At 69.8% G+C, this 15,163-nt stretch carries 18 protein-coding genes; 11 read left to right on the forward strand and 7 right to left on the reverse strand.

The annotated features are described in order from the left end of the window. Nucleotides 1-24: 24 nt before the first annotated feature. Entirely contained in the window at nt 25-378 is a 354-nt protein-coding gene (locus DEJ00_RS08860; protein WP_111057091.1) for a metalloregulator ArsR/SmtB family transcription factor, read from the reverse strand. Nucleotides 379-494: 116 nt separating this feature from the next. Here DEJ00_RS08860 and DEJ00_RS08865 point away from each other — a divergent pair, with 116 nt between their 5' ends. From DEJ00_RS08865 to DEJ00_RS08890, 6 genes are all read left to right on the forward strand, one after another. Beyond that, complete coding sequence (locus DEJ00_RS08865; protein ID WP_111057092.1) at nt 495-1,883, forward strand: FAD-dependent oxidoreductase; 1,389 nt, start codon at nt 495-497, stop codon at nt 1,881-1,883. Nucleotides 1,884-1,888: 5 nt separating this feature from the next. Beyond that, nucleotides 1,889-3,286 carry an arsenic transporter gene (locus DEJ00_RS08870; RefSeq protein WP_111057093.1) on the forward strand — a complete coding sequence of 466 codons (1,398 nt, stop codon included), beginning with the start codon at nt 1,889-1,891 and terminating at the stop codon, nt 3,284-3,286. Nucleotides 3,287-3,306: 20 nt separating this feature from the next. Beyond that, nucleotides 3,307-3,723: an arsenate reductase ArsC gene (locus DEJ00_RS08875; RefSeq protein ID WP_111057094.1), complete on the forward strand. Its 417-nt coding sequence runs from the start codon at nt 3,307-3,309 to the stop codon at nt 3,721-3,723. A 20-nt stretch (nt 3,724-3,743) separates the two neighbouring features. Beyond that, on the forward strand, nt 3,744-5,141 hold the full coding sequence (locus tag DEJ00_RS08880; RefSeq protein ID WP_111057241.1) for an FAD-dependent oxidoreductase: 1,398 nt from the start codon (nt 3,744-3,746) through the stop codon (nt 5,139-5,141). 14 nt (nt 5,142-5,155) lie between these two features. Continuing rightward, a complete protein-coding gene (locus tag DEJ00_RS08885) occupies nt 5,156-5,551 on the forward strand; it encodes a low molecular weight phosphatase family protein (RefSeq protein ID WP_111057095.1) in 396 nt (131 codons plus the stop codon). Between the two features lie 63 nt (nt 5,552-5,614). Next, on the forward strand, nt 5,615-6,070 hold the full coding sequence (locus DEJ00_RS08890) for a hypothetical protein (RefSeq protein ID WP_123937936.1): 456 nt from the start codon (nt 5,615-5,617) through the stop codon (nt 6,068-6,070). 126 nt (nt 6,071-6,196) lie between these two features. On the opposite strand, the gene DEJ00_RS18255 is transcribed toward DEJ00_RS08890, so the two are convergent. The 3 genes from DEJ00_RS18255 to DEJ00_RS08905 all read right to left on the reverse strand — a co-directional run bounded on the left by DEJ00_RS18255 (nt 6,197) and on the right by DEJ00_RS08905 (nt 8,396). After that, nucleotides 6,197-6,940: a hypothetical protein gene (locus tag DEJ00_RS18255; RefSeq protein ID WP_146247922.1), complete on the reverse strand. Its 744-nt coding sequence runs from the start codon at nt 6,938-6,940 to the stop codon at nt 6,197-6,199. 115 nt (nt 6,941-7,055) lie between these two features. Further along, nucleotides 7,056-7,643, reverse strand: coding sequence for a hypothetical protein (locus DEJ00_RS08900; protein WP_111057098.1), 588 nt, complete (start codon nt 7,641-7,643; stop codon nt 7,056-7,058). Between the two features lie 54 nt (nt 7,644-7,697). Then, the gene (locus tag DEJ00_RS08905; protein ID WP_146247923.1) at nt 7,698-8,396 is read right to left on the reverse strand and encodes a hypothetical protein; all 699 of its coding nucleotides are present in this window, start codon (nt 8,394-8,396) and stop codon (nt 7,698-7,700) included. Between the two features lie 66 nt (nt 8,397-8,462). On the opposite strand from DEJ00_RS08905, the gene DEJ00_RS08910 reads away from it, so the two are divergent. Continuing rightward, entirely contained in the window at nt 8,463-8,867 is a 405-nt protein-coding gene (locus DEJ00_RS08910) for a hypothetical protein (RefSeq protein WP_146247924.1), read from the forward strand. 466 nt (nt 8,868-9,333) lie between these two features. Beyond that, entirely contained in the window at nt 9,334-9,969 is a 636-nt protein-coding gene (locus tag DEJ00_RS08920; protein ID WP_111057101.1) for a copper resistance protein CopC, read from the forward strand. Nucleotides 9,970-9,985: 16 nt separating this feature from the next. On the opposite strand, the gene DEJ00_RS08925 is transcribed toward DEJ00_RS08920, so the two are convergent. Beyond that, nucleotides 9,986-11,017: an alcohol dehydrogenase catalytic domain-containing protein gene (locus DEJ00_RS08925; protein WP_111057102.1), complete on the reverse strand. Its 1,032-nt coding sequence runs from the start codon at nt 11,015-11,017 to the stop codon at nt 9,986-9,988. Nucleotides 11,018-11,214: 197 nt separating this feature from the next. Between DEJ00_RS08925 and DEJ00_RS08930 the strand changes: the two genes are divergently transcribed. Further along, nucleotides 11,215-11,655 carry a GNAT family N-acetyltransferase gene (locus tag DEJ00_RS08930; protein ID WP_111057103.1) on the forward strand — a complete coding sequence of 147 codons (441 nt, stop codon included), beginning with the start codon at nt 11,215-11,217 and terminating at the stop codon, nt 11,653-11,655. Between the two features lie 14 nt (nt 11,656-11,669). Here the strand turns inward: DEJ00_RS08930 and DEJ00_RS08935 are convergent, their stop codons facing one another. Then, nucleotides 11,670-12,350, reverse strand: a complete 681-nt coding sequence (locus tag DEJ00_RS08935; protein WP_111057104.1) for an SDR family NAD(P)-dependent oxidoreductase — start codon at nt 12,348-12,350, stop codon at nt 11,670-11,672. A gap of 102 nt (nt 12,351-12,452) precedes the next feature. Here DEJ00_RS08935 and DEJ00_RS08940 point away from each other — a divergent pair, with 102 nt between their 5' ends. Continuing rightward, entirely contained in the window at nt 12,453-13,286 is an 834-nt protein-coding gene (locus DEJ00_RS08940) for a helix-turn-helix domain-containing protein (RefSeq protein WP_181440136.1), read from the forward strand. Here the strand turns inward: DEJ00_RS08940 and DEJ00_RS08945 are convergent. Beyond that, complete coding sequence (locus DEJ00_RS08945) at nt 13,273-14,493, reverse strand: beta-ketoacyl synthase (protein WP_111057106.1); 1,221 nt, start codon at nt 14,491-14,493, stop codon at nt 13,273-13,275. The two genes, DEJ00_RS08940 and DEJ00_RS08945, sit on opposite strands and share 14 nt — an antisense overlap. A 54-nt stretch (nt 14,494-14,547) precedes the next feature. Between DEJ00_RS08945 and DEJ00_RS08950 the strand changes: the two genes are divergently transcribed. Next, nucleotides 14,548-15,126: a TetR/AcrR family transcriptional regulator C-terminal domain-containing protein gene (locus tag DEJ00_RS08950; protein WP_027465623.1), complete on the forward strand. Its 579-nt coding sequence runs from the start codon at nt 14,548-14,550 to the stop codon at nt 15,124-15,126. Nucleotides 15,127-15,163 lie beyond the last annotated feature (37 nt).

Below are 15,163 nucleotides of genomic sequence, written 5' to 3' on the forward strand. Positions count from 1 at the left end.
TTTCGGGGCCCGTGGAAATCGTGACTATCGGGCTGGCGTGGTGATGAGGCTGGCGAGGGTGTCGAGCGCGCCGGGAACGAGGGAGAAGTACGCCCAGGTGCCGCGCTTCTCGCGGTGCAGGATCCCGGCGTCGACGAGGACCTTGAGGTGGTGCGAGACGGTCGGCTGGGACAGGCCGAGCGGTTCCTGCAGGTCACACACGCATGCCTCGGCGCCGTCGTGCGCGGCGACCATCGAGATGAGCCGGAGCCGTGCCGGGTCGGCTATCGCTTTGAGTGACTTCGCCAGCACCTCCGCGGATGCCTGGTCCATCGCCTCGGTCGTGACGGGTGAGCAGCACGCGGTGACGTCCTGAATGGGGAGCAGCTCGATCGTCATGGGCTCATCCTCCCACGGACTTCGACACGCGTCTATATTTGCGCTCATCGATATCGACGTGCTTCGATGTACTCGCCGGGTTCCGGCTCCCGCTCGATCCGTGAAGGACCAGCCTGATGACTCACCTCCTCGCCGTTGGCGGCAGTGACGCCGGCATCGCTGCAGCGCTCCGCGCCCGTGAACTCGACCCGTCGACGGATGTGACGGTGGTGCTCGCGGACGAGTTCCCGAACTTCTCCATCTGTGGCATCCCGTACTGGGTGTCCGGCGACGTCGCCACGGAAGCGTCGCTCGCGCACCGCACCCGCGCGGACCTCGAAGCCGCCGGCATGACCGTCCGCTCCTCCACCTGGGCCTCCGCCGTCGACGTCCACCGCCGCCGCCTCACCGTCACGGGCCCCGCCGGGGAAGAGGAGATCTCCTACGACGAGCTGCTGGTCGGCACCGGCGCCGAGCCGGTGCGCCCGGCTGGGGTCCCGTTCGGTGAACCGGGCATCCACCTACTGCACTCCATGACCGATGCGGAACAGGTCGTCGCTGCCCTCGAGCTACTGCCGGCAGGGAGCCTGGTCGCGGTCGTCGGTGCCGGCTACATCGGCCTGGAGATGACTGAGGGCCTCGTCGCCCGTGGGTTCGACACGACGCTGATTCAGCGCGGCCCGGAAGTGCTCTCCACCCTCGACTCGGAACTCGGTTCCCTCGTCACCGCGGAAGTCCGCCGCCACGGCGCGACCGTGCTGACCGGTTCCACCGTCACCGGGATCACCCTGGCAGGCGGTGGGCAGTGGCGCGTCGCCACCAGCTCCACGTCCGGCGACGCGGAGGGCACGTTCGCGCTCGTGGTCGTCTGTGTCGGTGTCCGCCCGGTCACGGGCCTTGCCGTCGCTGCCGGCGTGCAGCTGGGCCAGGCCGGTGCGATCGGCGTCGACGCGTCCATGCGGACCGGTGTGCCGCATGTGTGGGCTGCGGGTGACTGCGTCGTGACGCACCACCGCCTCCTCGGCACGACGTGGTTGCCGCTCGGGACGACGGCGCACAAGCAGGGCCGTGTCGCTGGGGAGAACATGCTCGGTGGCAGCAAGGTCTTCGCAGGTTCGGTGGGGACGCAGGTGGTGAAGGTGTTCGACCTCGTCGCCGCCCGCACCGGCCTCCGCCAGCACGAGACCGGCCCACTGGACGTGTCCGCGCTGACGCGGGTGACGGTGGCGGATGACCACAAGCGGTACTACCCGGGCGCGGTCCCGCTGACGATCAGCGTCACCGGCGACCAGAGCACCGGTCGCCTCCTCGGGGCGCAGATCGTCGGGCAGCGGACGGCGGAGATCAGCAAGCGCATCGACACGTTCGCCACCGCCCTCCACACCGAGCTCACCGTGGACGACGTCATCGACCTCGACCTCAGCTACACGCCGCCGCTCGGGTCCCCGTGGGACGCCGTGCAGGTCGCCGCGCAGGGCTGGGAGCGCGCCGCCGCAGCGGCGAACCAGGCCGGGGTGATCGCCTGATGGTGATGGCTGTGGTCGCTGCGGCGATCTTCGTCGCGACGCTCGTGGTGGTGATCTGGCAGCCCAAGGGGTTCCCGATCGGCTACACCGCGCTCATCGGCGCCGTCATCGCCCTCGCCACCACCGTCGTCGGCCTCGGAGATGTCCCGACCGTCGTCGGGATCGTGTGGAACGCGACGCTGACGTTCGTCGCGGTGGTGCTGATCTCGTTGATCCTCGACGAGGCCGGGTTCTTCGAGTGGGCAGCGCTTCACGTCGCGCGCTGGGGTCGCGGTAACGGGCGGCTGCTGTTCGTCCTGATCGTCGGCCTTGGTGCCGTCATCGCGGCGGTGTTCGCCAACGACGGGGCCGCGTTGATCCTCACCCCGATCGTCGTCGGGATGCTCCGGGCACTGAATATGCCGCAGAAGGCGGCGCTGGGGTTCATCCTCGCCACTGGGTTCATCGCGGACACCGGCAGCCTGCCGCTGGTGGTGTCGAACCTGGTCAACATCGTCTCCGCTGACTACTTCCACCTCGGGTTCGCCGAGTACGCCGCCGTCATGATCCCCGTCGGCATCGTTTCCGTCCTGGCCTCCCTCGGCATGCTGCTGGCCTACTTCGGTAGGAGCATCCCGAAGCGGTACGACGTCCTCGCCCTCACCAGCCCCGCCGCCGCGGTCACGGACCGGGCGACGTTCCGCGCCGGCTGGGTCGTCCTGGCGCTGCTGCTCGTCGGCTACTTCGCCGCCGACCCACTCGGCGTCCCCCTCGCGGCCGTCGCCGGCGTCGGTGCCGTCGTGATCGTGCTCGTTGCCGCCCGGCAGCCCGCGTTCCTCTTCGCCCGTGCGGAGGCTGCGCCGGTCCTCGTCACCACCGGCGGCACCGCCACCGTCCGTGCCGCCGGTGGCGGAGCAGGTGCGCCGTCGGGGCGGGTGATTCCGGTGTGGAGGACGATCCGGGAGGCGCCGTGGCAGATCGTGCTGTTCTCCATCGGCATGTACCTCGTCGTCTACGGCCTGCAGAACCAGGGCCTCACCGACCACCTCGCGACGCTGTTCGACGTGTTCGGTGACCACGGGGTCCTCGTCACCGCGCTCGGCGTCGGGTTCACCATCGCGATCCTTGCGTCCCTGATGAACAACATGCCCACCGTCCTCATCGCCGCTCTCGCCATCGGCGGTGCCGGAGCGACCGGGCTCACGCACGAGGTGATGGTCTACGCCAACGTCATCGGCTCCGACCTCGGCCCGAAGATCACCCCCATCGGCTCCCTCGCGACGCTGCTGTGGTTGCACGTGCTGGAGAAGAAGGGCATCCACATCGGGTGGGGGCAGTACTTCCGCACCGGCATCGTCCTCACCATCCCCGTCCTCGCCGTCACACTCGCCGCCCTCGCCGGCTGGCTCACCCTCATCCACTGAACCCGGAAAGACACACACCCATGAGTGACAAGACCACGATCCTGTTCGTCTGCGTCCACAACGCCGGACGCTCCCAGATGGCCGCCGGCTACGCCCAGGCACTCGGCGGCGACCGCGTCGAGGTCCTCTCCGCCGGCTCCGAGCCGAAGGACCAGATCAACCCGATCGCGATCCAGGCGATGGCCGAAGACGGCATCGACATCGCCGGCAACCAGCCGAAGATCCTCACCACCGACGCCGTCCGCGACTCCGACGCCGTCATCACCATGGGCTGCGGCGACGCGTGCCCGATCTTCCCCGGCAAGCGCTACGAGGACTGGGAACTCACCGACCCCGCCGGCCGCGGCATCGAGGACGTCCGCCCCATCCGCGACGACATCAAGCACCGCGTCCAGACGCTCCTCAACGAGCTGCTGCCCACCGACGCAACCGCGTGACGACCAAGAAGCAGCAGATCATGACGCTCACCCTCACCGTCCCACCACGGACTGACGCGGACCGCCTCACCGGACTTCCCGTTGCCGTCATCGGCGCAGGCCCCGTCGGCCTCGCTGCCGCCGCGCACCTCCTTGAGCGCGGCCTCGATGTCGTCGTCTACGAAGCTGGGCCGATCGTGGGGACGAGCGTTCGCGCTTGGGGGCACACGCGGCTGTTCTCCCCGTGGCAGTACGTCATCGACCCTGCCGCCCAGCGGCTCCTGGAAGCCACCGGCTGGGAAGCACCTCGAGCGGCGTCGTTGCCCACTGGCCACGACCTCGTCGACACGTACCTGGCACCCCTCGCCGCGACCCCGCAGCTCGCACCGGTGATCCAGTACGGCACCCGGGTAGAGGCGGTGTCACGGCAGGGCATGGACCGCACCCGCTCCACCGGCCGAGCCGACACCCCCTTCCTGCTCCGCCTCCACACCGCCGACGGCGTCACTGACGTGATCGCCCGCGCCGTCATCGACACCTCCGGCACCTACACGACCCCGAACCCCCTTACTGCCGCTGGCCTCGCACCGGCCGCGGATCTCGGCGACCACCTCTTGCACGCCCTGCCCGACGTCCTCGGCGCCGACCGGGCCCGGTTCGCCGGGAAGCGGGTCCTCGTGGTCGGTGCCGGGCACTCCGCCGCGAACACGATCATCAAGCTCGCCGCCCTGGCGAAGGACGTTCCCGGTACGGAGGTGCTGTGGGCTGTCCGGAACGCCGACACCGCCCGGCTCGGCGCCGACGCCGCCGACGGGCTCGCCGCCCGCGGGCAGCTCGGCTCCACCGTCCACGGTCTCGTCGAATCCGGTCGGGTGCAGCAGATCGCCTCGTACGAGATCGACGACGTCCGCCCCGACGGCGACCAGGTCACCGTCACCGGCCGGCGCGCGGGAGAGCCGTTCGCGGTGACGGTCGACGTCATCGTGAACGCCACCGGGTTCCGACCCGACCTCGACATGCTCCGCGAGATCCGCCTCGGCCTCGACGACATCGTCGAAGCACCCCGAGCCCTCGCACCACTGATCGACCCGAATCTGCACTCCTGCGGTTCCGTGCCCCCGCACGGCGTCGCCGAGCTTGCACACCCGGAGCCGAACTTCTTCATCGCCGGCATGAAGTCCTACGGCCGAGCCCCCACGTTCCTGCTCCTCACCGGCTACGAGCAAGTCCGCTCCATCGCCGCCGAACTCGCCGGCGACCACACCGCAGCGCGCCTGGTCGAACTCGTCCTCCCCGAAACCGGCGTCTGCTCCACCGACATCGGCGGCAGCTCCTGCTGCACCACCCCCACCGCCACCGCCACTCCTGCCGCTGAGGACGCTGCCTGCTGCACTACGCCTGCGCCGTCTACTGACAGCACCTCGTGCTGCACTAACTGACCGGACTCGCACCCATGACCACGAAGCCCACTGTCCTATTCATCTGCAAGCACAACGCCGGCCGCTCACAGCTCGGCGCCGCCCTGCTCGAAATCGCAGCCGCCGACCGGTACGCAGCCACCTCCGCCGGCATCAGCCCTGCCGACGAGGTGAACCCCTCGATCGCCGCGACCGTGGGCGAGCTCGGCCTCGACATCACCGGACGCGTGCCCCGGCAAGTGACGCCCGACCTGCTCGAACAGGCGGACATCGTCGTGCTCATGAAGCCCGGCCTCGAGCTCCCCGCAGAACCACGCGGCACGGTCCTCGAGTGGGCCTTCCCCGACCCCACCTCCTGGTCACCAGACGACGTGCGACCAATGCGGGACGCCGTCGCAGAACGCATCGAACGAGAACTCCTGCAGCCGTAGTGACCAGGCCGCCCGGATAGGGAGCGAAGTCAGAAGCGCGACTCAGAGAGAAGCTGCCTACTGTTGTACATCGCCAATGGCCCACGCATCGTGCTGTGGCAGGAGGGGGAAATCATGCCAGAGGATCCAGAACGGCAGGCGTTCGAGGACGCGCGGGCGCAGGTGCGCTCGATGGCAGAGCAGCAGAACCGTCAGCCCAAGGTTTTCATAGAGGTCAAAGATCGGGATCTGATCACGCTGATGGATCGGTTCGCGGGATCGCTTGAGTTCCACTCGATGTTGGTCGCCGGGCAGCTGATGGCCGAGGTGAGCCGTCGCCAGCTGTGGGACGCGGTCCTGGAGCGACGGACCGCGATGCTGTCTCGTATGCACCCCGCAGAGGATGTTTCTGCGCTGCGGGACAAGGCTCGGGCGTCGCTCGATCACTTCCAGAACGAGCACTTCCCCGTTGATCCTGACGTTTTCGGGGAGGACGGGTTAGATGCGGAGCGGGGCTGGAACGGGTACATCCAGTTCTGACGTCGACATTCGTGAGGTCCGGCCTCCCCCTCCAGCGTGCTGTCTCGGGGCTTGGCCAGGTGCTCCTGCCGCCCCATCAGGTCGGGTATATCGCGAGTGAGGCTGAGCAGGTCTTCGGTGCAGGATCTATCTCAAGCGCCGGGTCTCGAGTAGTTCCAGCAACGGCTGCACCCGGCGGCCCTCGGTAAGCCATTCGATGGGCGTCGCCGGTTCACCGTGGATGCGCGTGTACGGGTGTGGTGTCGTCATGAAGCCGAGGATCGACGTCGGGTGCATGTCGTTGTCGAACGCTCCGGCCAACGTCGAGAGGTGATCCAGCACCGGGTGGTTCGGGTCGTCGGTGAATTGCCATGCCGGGAAGCGCAGCTCGTCGTCGCACACGAACGCGAACAGGTTGCCGGACACGAGGTGGGTGAGGACCCGTGCCGTTCCGGTATCCAGCCAGTCGGCCGCTTCCTCAAGGGTGAGGGAGGCACTCATTCCGCGCTGCCAAGAACGGCGTTCGGCTGCGTCGAGCTCGCCGCGCGCGACGGCGGACTTTGCAGCTTCGTACCGCTGCCGAGTACCGAACGCCGACTCGATGAGTGCGTCTTCCTCGTCAGGTGTGAGATCTCGGCCGGTTCGAGGACGCGGCGGGTTGTGGCGTGGCCCGAAATCTCGACCGCCGGCGTGAACACCGATTAGTCGTGGGAAGGCGCGGTCTTGCCGCGGCGGGTCAAGATCGCGGTCCCGGGTGACCAACAAAGCGTCGTCGGCATCCGCGAAGTCCATGGTGGCGTTGCTGCGGACGCTGTCCGGCAGGTCGTCACCCGTCAGGGCGGCGAGAGCAACACGTGCGCGTGCCCGCGCGATCTGTACCCGTGACGTCATCAGGCACTCCCCTCTTGTTTGACTTCTAGGTCCCCCACAGTTGCCGCCTGGAGGGGTGGTGGGTTGAGGTCGATTGCGAGACACGAAGGGCGGAACTGTGTGCATCCGAGGCGTCCTACCGCCAATTCGCGGCTTCGAGATGGTCGAGCACGACCTGGACGTCGCCGCCGATCGTCAACCAGTCGACGGGCGTGAAGGACTCATTGGTCCCCTCGATCTCGAGGTCCGCGTTGTACATGTAGCCGAGGATCGTGGATGGATGTTTCTGATCACCCCACGCCGGCGTGAGTCGTGCAAGGCCGGGAAGGACAGGTATCGCTGGGTCATCGGTGAATTGCCACGCCGGGTACCGCAACTCCCCGGCGCACACGAAGGCTGTCACTTGCCCCGTAGCGAGGAGCGCGTGCAGCTCAGCGTCGTTGATGCGCAACCAGTCCGCGGCTTCCTCGGCGGTCAACGCAGAGACGAGCCCCTCAAGTTCCGTGCGACGTTCCACGTTCTCCAGCTCGCCGCGGGCGACTTCGGCCTTCGAGTCCTCGTACTCTTCCCGGGTCCAGCCGCCGAACCGGATGAGGAACTCCTGCTCCTCGAGTGTCCCTTGTCGGCCACGCGGAACTGTGGGTGGCTCAGCGACTCGGCCATAGTCGCGGCCGTGCGCGATGACACCGGCGAGGGAGTTGAAGCTCGATAGGGGGACGTTCACAGTGGTCGCTTCCGCTGCTTCAGCCGGAGTGTGGATGCCGTTTCCCAGCCAACCTCACCGGTCACCCCGTCCTCCGAGTACGAGATCTTGGAGGCGCGAAGCAGACCCCTCGAGCACAAGCAGCAAGGTCCGCACCACGGGCCAAGGCGATCCGCCCGCGATCAGATGTTCTCTTGGACTGCACCGCGCGCCGCCCCGCTGCAAGTGCGGGTCTTCGGAGCACATCAGGCGAGCAACTAGTGCTGGCGGCGCGTCAGGCGGTACGCACTGCAGCACCGTCGGTAGAACATCGGAGATGAGCTCCAAAGTCTTGGCACCGGCGTCGATGAACTGCCACGAGGGGAACAGCAAGGCTCCAGCCCGCTCGAACCCCCAGAGCTGTCGAGAAGCCACGTCAGCCCGAAGCTCATGGAGAGTACTCCCCCGTCGTCGGGCCACGTCCTCGGCCTGCAACAGCGCCGCGTGTTCGATCGATATGGCTCGGACCAGCACGGTCATGAGATTTCGGTCGCTCAGCTCCGCTTCCCATTGGAACTCGTCACCGACCGCGCCGATCCACTGAAGGATGAGAGCTCGCTTCGCCGTTCCCAGCGGACTCGGCCGGTTGAGTGCCGTTAGCGATTCGGCGATCTGCTCAACCGTTGCGTAGAACTCGAGTCCAAGCGATTCGATGGCCGCCTCCAGCGCGGCGAGCGACATCTGACGCGAGGCGGCAGACCTCACCGGCGAAGGGGCCGCCTCTGATGCTTCCAACGCCACTTCCTCACCTGCCAGCCGCTCGCAACACGTCTCATGCCGCGTGCTGATTATAATCAGCACATGGGAAAAGGCGAGCGAGGCGCGGGTTCTGGTTCACCCCGCCTCACGATCGAAGCCACAACCGGTGCCAGAGTGGAAGTCTCTTGGCTGGACGCGGTCGTGGTCCCCGAGGCCGCGCGTATCGACTACCGAACAGTCGGACGCCGCGGCGACTTCGTCGTGACCGTCGGAGCTGCCGAACTCGCTGCCGTCTGTGACCTCGACTCCGGCGAGTACGTCGTCAGCGGACAGCTTGGAGGGGACGAAACGGCTGCGGCGCTGATGCGCGACCTACTGAGGCGCCGCCTGCAACACCTTCATGAGGCTCCCGTCCAGTCACGGCAACGCTTCGAGGGACGCCTCCGTTCCCTCGCTGAAATGTCAGGCGGAACGTGGTTTGCCTTCGAAACGGTGATCGACCTCTAACGTGCGGGCCGTCGCCACAGCTCGGCGTCCAGGGCAAGCTCGAGCCGAGCGAGCGTGGCGAGATCCGGCCAGGAACGACCGGCCAGAACACCCAGCAACGTCGTGTGGTGCACACCAGCAGCCGTCGCGACTGCGCGCGTGCTCTGAGTTCCCATTGCTTCCCTCAGTCGCACCACGAATGTACGAGCCGCTTCCGCGATCGCGTCGTCGGCGGGAATCTCCGGCCAGGGCGCCGGCGCGAGCTCGAACGGTCGCTGTCGGGGAGTTCTGCTCACGCGTCCCAGCGTAGAGCGCGAACCGTCCTCGTTGAGGATGGTCAACGGCGTCTGCGCCCTCGGTGCCCCGAACAGCCACGTCTCACGCGTCGATTACTACCAAAACGAATATTGACCTCCACCAGCAAGAGGTTGCGACTGGCCCCGCTCGGCTGACGGGACGCTCGACATCGCTTCCCTAGCGTGGACGTGTGCACGATCACCGAGATGCCCAACGCCGCTCCCGAACCGTGACGCCCCGGGTCCTGTTCGCCGTCGCCCTGTCCGCGTTCCTCGTGCTGATCGGCACGACACCCGCATCGGCGCACGCGGCACTGACCTCGAGTGATCCGGCGGACGGCGCCACGGTGGCTGCCGACCTTGAGCGAGTGAACCTCACCTTCAGCGAGGCGCCGCTGGCCGGGCTCGAAGCCGGTCTGCGCGTCGAGGTCCGCGACGACGGCGGCACCGACGAGTCCTCGGGAGCGGTGACCGTCGAGGGCACCACGATGTCGAAGGCGGTGTCGCTCACCTCCGGCCCGCACACCGTCGTCTGGCGGTACGTCTCCCCCGACGGCCATCCGATCGAGGGGCAGCTCGCGTTTACGGTGGAACCGGCCGCATCGCAGTCCGTTCCCGCGCCCACGACGAACCCGACGGCCGCGACCACGGCGTCCGCGGATCCCACGGCAGCGGCAGCCGCATCGAACACCGGTGCAGGCACGCACGCGCACGGGCACGGCGGCCAGACGCTCCTGTTCGGGATCGTCGGGATCCTGGCGGTTCTGGTCATCGGCGCGGTCGTGCTGCGCATCCGCCGAGGCGCGGACGCGCGGACCGAGGGCTGACGGGAACGCCCGAGCCTCAGAACACCGCGACGGTCATGCCCGACGACGTCGCGGGTCGGTCCATCGCGACGAGCGCCTCGGGCAGGTCGTCGAAACCGATGGTGCGGCCGATCGTCTGCTCCGGACGCAGTCGCCCCGCCACGACGGCGTCGAGCATCGCGCCGTACTCCCCGACCGCTGCGCCGTGGCTGCCGAGCAGTTCGAGTTCGTCCGCGATGACCCGGCCCATCGGGATCACCGGAGCGGCTTCGTCGTCGAGGAGCAGCCCGACCTGCACGTGCCGACCGCGCGGACGCAGGGACGCCACGGCGGCGACGGAGGTGGCACGGCTGCCGTAGGCGTCGAGCGAGACGTGCGCCCCGCCACCCGTGCGGGATCGGACCGTCATAACGGCATCGGCGTCCATCAGCACGGTGTCGGCGCCCAGGGCGGCGGCGCGCTCGAGTGCGGCCGTGGAGACGTCGACGGCGACGACGTGCGCGCCGGCGGACACGGCAACCATGACCGCGGAGAGCCCGACTCCGCCGCAGCCGTAGACCACGACCCACTCCCCTGCTGCGACGCGCCCTCGTGCGTGCAGGGCGTGGAACGCGGTGCCGAACCGGCAGCCGAGCGCTGCCGCCACCGAGAAGTCCACGGCGTCGGGCAGTGCGACGAGGTTGAGGTCGGCGTGCGGGACGACCAGGGAGTCCGCGTACGAGCCCTGCAGGTCGAACCCGGGCTGCTGCTGGGCGGTGCACACCTGGGTGGCGCCGTCGAGGCATTCGGCGCAGGTCCCGCAGGCGAACACGAACGGGGCCGTGACCCGGTCGCCGACGGCGAAGCGCTGGACGCCCGCCCCGATCGCCGCGACGACACCGGCGAACTCGTGGCCGGGCACGTGCGGCAGCCGGACGGAGTCGTCGTGCCCCTTCCACGCGTGCCAGTCGCTGCGACAGACACCGGTGGCAGCCACCCGGACGACGACGCCGTGCTCGGGCGCGACCGGTTCCGGCAGGTCGACGATCGAGGGGACGGAACCGAACTGGGAGTACTGGACGGCGCGCATGCGGCCATCCTGACAGACGCCGGACGCCGGACGCCGGACCAGCGCGACCAACCGTCCGACGCGACCCGCGCGTCGGGGTCCCCACGGGCCTCCAGGCCGACGGGCACCCGGCCACCCGACCACCCGACCACCCGAGCGGTCCACCCCGACCCGATCGGCCGTTGCGCCGCAGGCGCGTCCGCCGGTTGACTCGTCACGTGACCGATCTGCGCTTCTCCGCCGACCCCGCCGACCTCGACGTCGACCGCGTGCACCGCTGGCTGAGCGAGGAGTCGTACTGGGCCCGCGGGCGTGACCGGGCGACGCAGGAGGCGATCATCGCCGGCTCCCGGAACTTCGGCGTGTACGACTCGACGACCGGCGCGCAGCTCGGCTACGCGCGGGTGATCACCGACGGCGTGACGTTCGGGTGGCTCGCCGACGTGTTCGTGGACCCCGACGCCCGGGGCCGCGGCGTCGGGGTCGCACTCGTGCGCGGCGTGACCGAGGCGGTCGAGCCGCTCGGCCTGAAGCGCTTCGCCCTGTTCACCGCGGATGCCCACGGGCTGTACGAGCGGTTCGGGTTCCGCCCGCTGCCCGACCCGGACGGCTGGATGATGCGCCCCGGGCCGGGGTTCGGTGCCGACGTGCACGACTGACGGAGCGCTGCCCCTCAGTACTCGATGCGTCCCTCGCGGTTGTGGAACTCCCCCGTCGGCCCGTCGGTGCCGATCGTCGCGAGCATGACCGTGGCGTCGGTGCCCTCGGTGATGGTCTGGTGTCCGCCGAACCCGTTGAACTCCGTCGCGGTGTAGCCCGGGTCGCTCGCGTTCACCCGGAACCCCGGCAGGTTCTTCGCGTACTGCACGGTCAACGCGATCACGGCCGCCTTCGACGCCGCGTACGGCACCGCCGGCACCCCGTACTCGTCGTGCCCCGGCGTCGTCAGCCAGCGCGGGAAGCCCACCCCCGACGAGACGTTCACGATGACGGGTGCTGCCGAGCGTCGCAGCAGGGGCAGCGCGGCCTGGGTCACCCGGACGATGCCGGTGACGTTGGTGTCGAGCACGGTCGCCATCGCGCTCGCGTCGAGGTCGTCGACCCCGAACGAGGTGCCGAGGATCCCGGCGTTGTTCACGAGGACGTCGAGCTCGGGGATCGTCGCGATCGCCGCGTCGATGCTGGCCTGGTCGGTGACGTCCAGCCGCACGACGTGGGCGCCGAGTGCGCGGGCGTCGTCGCCGCTGGCCGGGTCGCGCATGCCGGCGTGGACGGTGTGGCCGGCCTCGATCAGTCGGCGTGCGGTCTCGAGTCCGAGGCTGCGGTTGGCCCCGGTGATCAGTGTCGTTGTCATGTGCCCAGCCTGCCCCCGCCGGCCCGGCTCCCCCAGGCACGGTGCGACGGTGGGACCCGCAGTACCAGGACGGACAGGAGGCGCGGGGCGATGATGGTGGACATGAGCGAGTTCGCGAACGTGTTGCGTTCCTGGCGCGACCGGGTGCGTCCCGAGGCGGTCGGCCTGCCGGCCGGCCCCGGCAGACGGACCCCGGGCCTCCGCCGCGAGGAGCTCGCCGCGCTGGCGGGCGTGAGCGTCGACTACGTCGTCCGCCTGGAGCAGGGCCGGGCGACGAACCCGTCGCCGCAGCTGCTCGCGGCCCTCGCGACGGCGCTCCGGCTGTCGTCCGAGGAGCGGGACCACCTGTGCCGGGTGGCCGGCGTCGCCCCGCCGTCGCGTCAGGTGGTGCCGCGGCACATCACGCCCGGCGTGCAGCGGCTGGTCGACCGGCTCGGCGACGTGCCGCTCGCGGTGTTCACGGCGACTCACGACATCGTGCTCTGGAACGAACTGTGGGCCGCGGTGAACGGCGACCCCTCGCGCTACGTCGGGCTCGATCGCAACCTGGTCTGGCGGCACTTCACGCAGGAGCGCGACGGGGTGGACTGGGACGACGAGCACCAGGAGGAGTTCTCGAGCGACCTCGCCGCCGACCTGCGGCAGGCCTACGGACGCTACCCGGCGGACCGTGACCTGGCGGACCTGGTCGAACGGCTGCTGCGGGAGTCCCCCGAGTTCGCCCGCCGCTGGGAGACCGGCCGGATCGCCGAGCACCGTGCGAGCCGCAAGGTCGTGCACACGCCCGTCGGGCCGGTGGAGATCGACTGTGACGTGCTGAGCGTCCCCGGCGGTGACCTGCGGATCGTCGTCTACACGGTCGTGCCGGGCTCCGCGGACGCCGCGAAGCTCGACCTGCTCCGGGTCACCGGCCTGCAGGAGCTCACGCCGCGGTGAACACGAGCGACGCGTTCTGACCGCCGAACCCGAACGAGTTGTTCAACGCGGCACGGAGCGGCGCGGTCCGGGCGGTGCCGGAGACGACGTCGAGGTCCACCGCGGGGTCGAGCCGGTCGAGGTTCAGGGTCGGTGGCACGGTCCCGGTCTCCAGCGCCCGCAGGGTCAGGATCGCCTCGACCGCGCCGGCAGCGCCGAACATGTGCCCGATGGCACTCTTCGGAGCGGTGACCAGCGCCCCGGTCCCCACCGCACGGCTGATGGCGGCTGCCTCGCCGACGTCGCCGACCGGCGTTCCCGTCGCGTGCGCGTTCACGTGGTCGACGTCCGCACCGGTGAGGCCCGCCATCCGGATCGCGGCGCGCATCGCCCGTTCCTGCTCGCTGCCGTCCGCCAGCGGTGCGGTGATGTGGTGCGCGTCCGAGGTGATCCCCCACCCGGCGAGCGTGCCGTGCGACCGCTGCCCTCGGGCGGCGGCGTGGTCGGCACGCTCGAGTACGACGATGCCGGCGCCCTCACCGAGGACGAAGCCGAGGCGGTCGGCGTCGAACGGACGGGACAGGGTCGTCGGGTCGTCGCCGTCGGGCTTCGCGAGGGCCTGCGACTGGGCGAACGACGCCATCGTCACCGGGGTGACCGCGGCCTCGGTCCCGCCGGTGATGACGACGTCGGCCTCACCGGTGGCGATGAGCCGCGCGGCGGTGGCGATGGCCTCGGCGCCCGAGGCGCAGGCCGACACCGTCGTGTAGGCGCCTCCCCGCGCCCCGTACGCGATGCTGATCTGCGCGGCGGCACCGTTCGCCATGAGCATCGGCACCGTGCGCGGTGAGACCCGTCGAGCACCGGACGCACCGAGCACGTCGTGGGCGTCGAGGAGCGTCTCCACTCCCCCGATCCCGGTGCCGATCACCACGGCGAGGCGGTCGCCGTCCACCGCGGGGGCACCGGCGTCGGCCCAGGCCTCGTCCGCGGCGACGAGTGCCAGCTGCTGACTGCGGTCGAGACGGTTCGCACGGACCCGCCCGAGCGCACCCTCGGCGTCGAGTGCGGCATCGGCCCCGACCCGGATCGGCACCTGTTCCCAGAGCGCTCCGTCGCGGTGCAGGGTCCGGACGCCGGAGCGACCGGCGACCAGGGCGTCCCAGAGCGGCGTGACGCCGTGGCCGAAGGGTGAGACCGCGCCGTAGCCGGTGATGACGATGTCCACGGGAACTCCTCTTGTACGTTGAACAAGTTGAGTTGTACCACGTACAATTCCGACATGGCAACCACGGTGGACGGCTCCGGCACGGCTCGCGGCGCGGCGACACGGGCGAAGATCCTCGCCGCGACGGCCGGACTGCTCAGCGCGGGCGCTCGGAGCGTCACCGTCAGCGAGGTCGCCCGGGCCGCGGGTGTCTACCCGAACCAGATCACGCACCACTACGGCTCGAAGGACCGCCTGGTGCTCGACGCCGCGTTCGCGCTGTTCCTCCGCGACACCACGCGACTGCAGGCGGCCGGCCGGCGCGCCCGCTCGCCGGAGTCGTTCCGACAGGTCCTCGCCCGCACCGCCCTCGCGATGCCGTCGACCCCGCTCGTGGTCCGCGCGCTCGGGGCAGCCGGGGACGACCCGGCGCAGCGTGAGCGCGTGCGGCTGCTGCTCGCCGTGCTGTTCCGGCAGTCCGAGCGCTACCTGGAGCGCGTCGTCGGCGACCAGGGCTGGACGAGCCCCAGCGGTGTCGCCCGGGACGCCCGCACGTTCTGGAGCGCCGTGTTCGGTGCCACCCTGCTCGCGGACGCCGGGGTCACCGGAGGCCCCTCGGACCTCGACCTGGCGGGTACGATCTCGATCCGTTGACCGGAGCGGGCACCGCCGCCGGGGGCTCCCCCGGCGG

The organism is Curtobacterium sp. MCLR17_039 (assembly GCF_003234745.1).
In the GTDB taxonomy this organism is placed as follows: Bacteria; Actinomycetota; Actinomycetes; order Actinomycetales; family Microbacteriaceae; genus Curtobacterium; species Curtobacterium flaccumfaciens.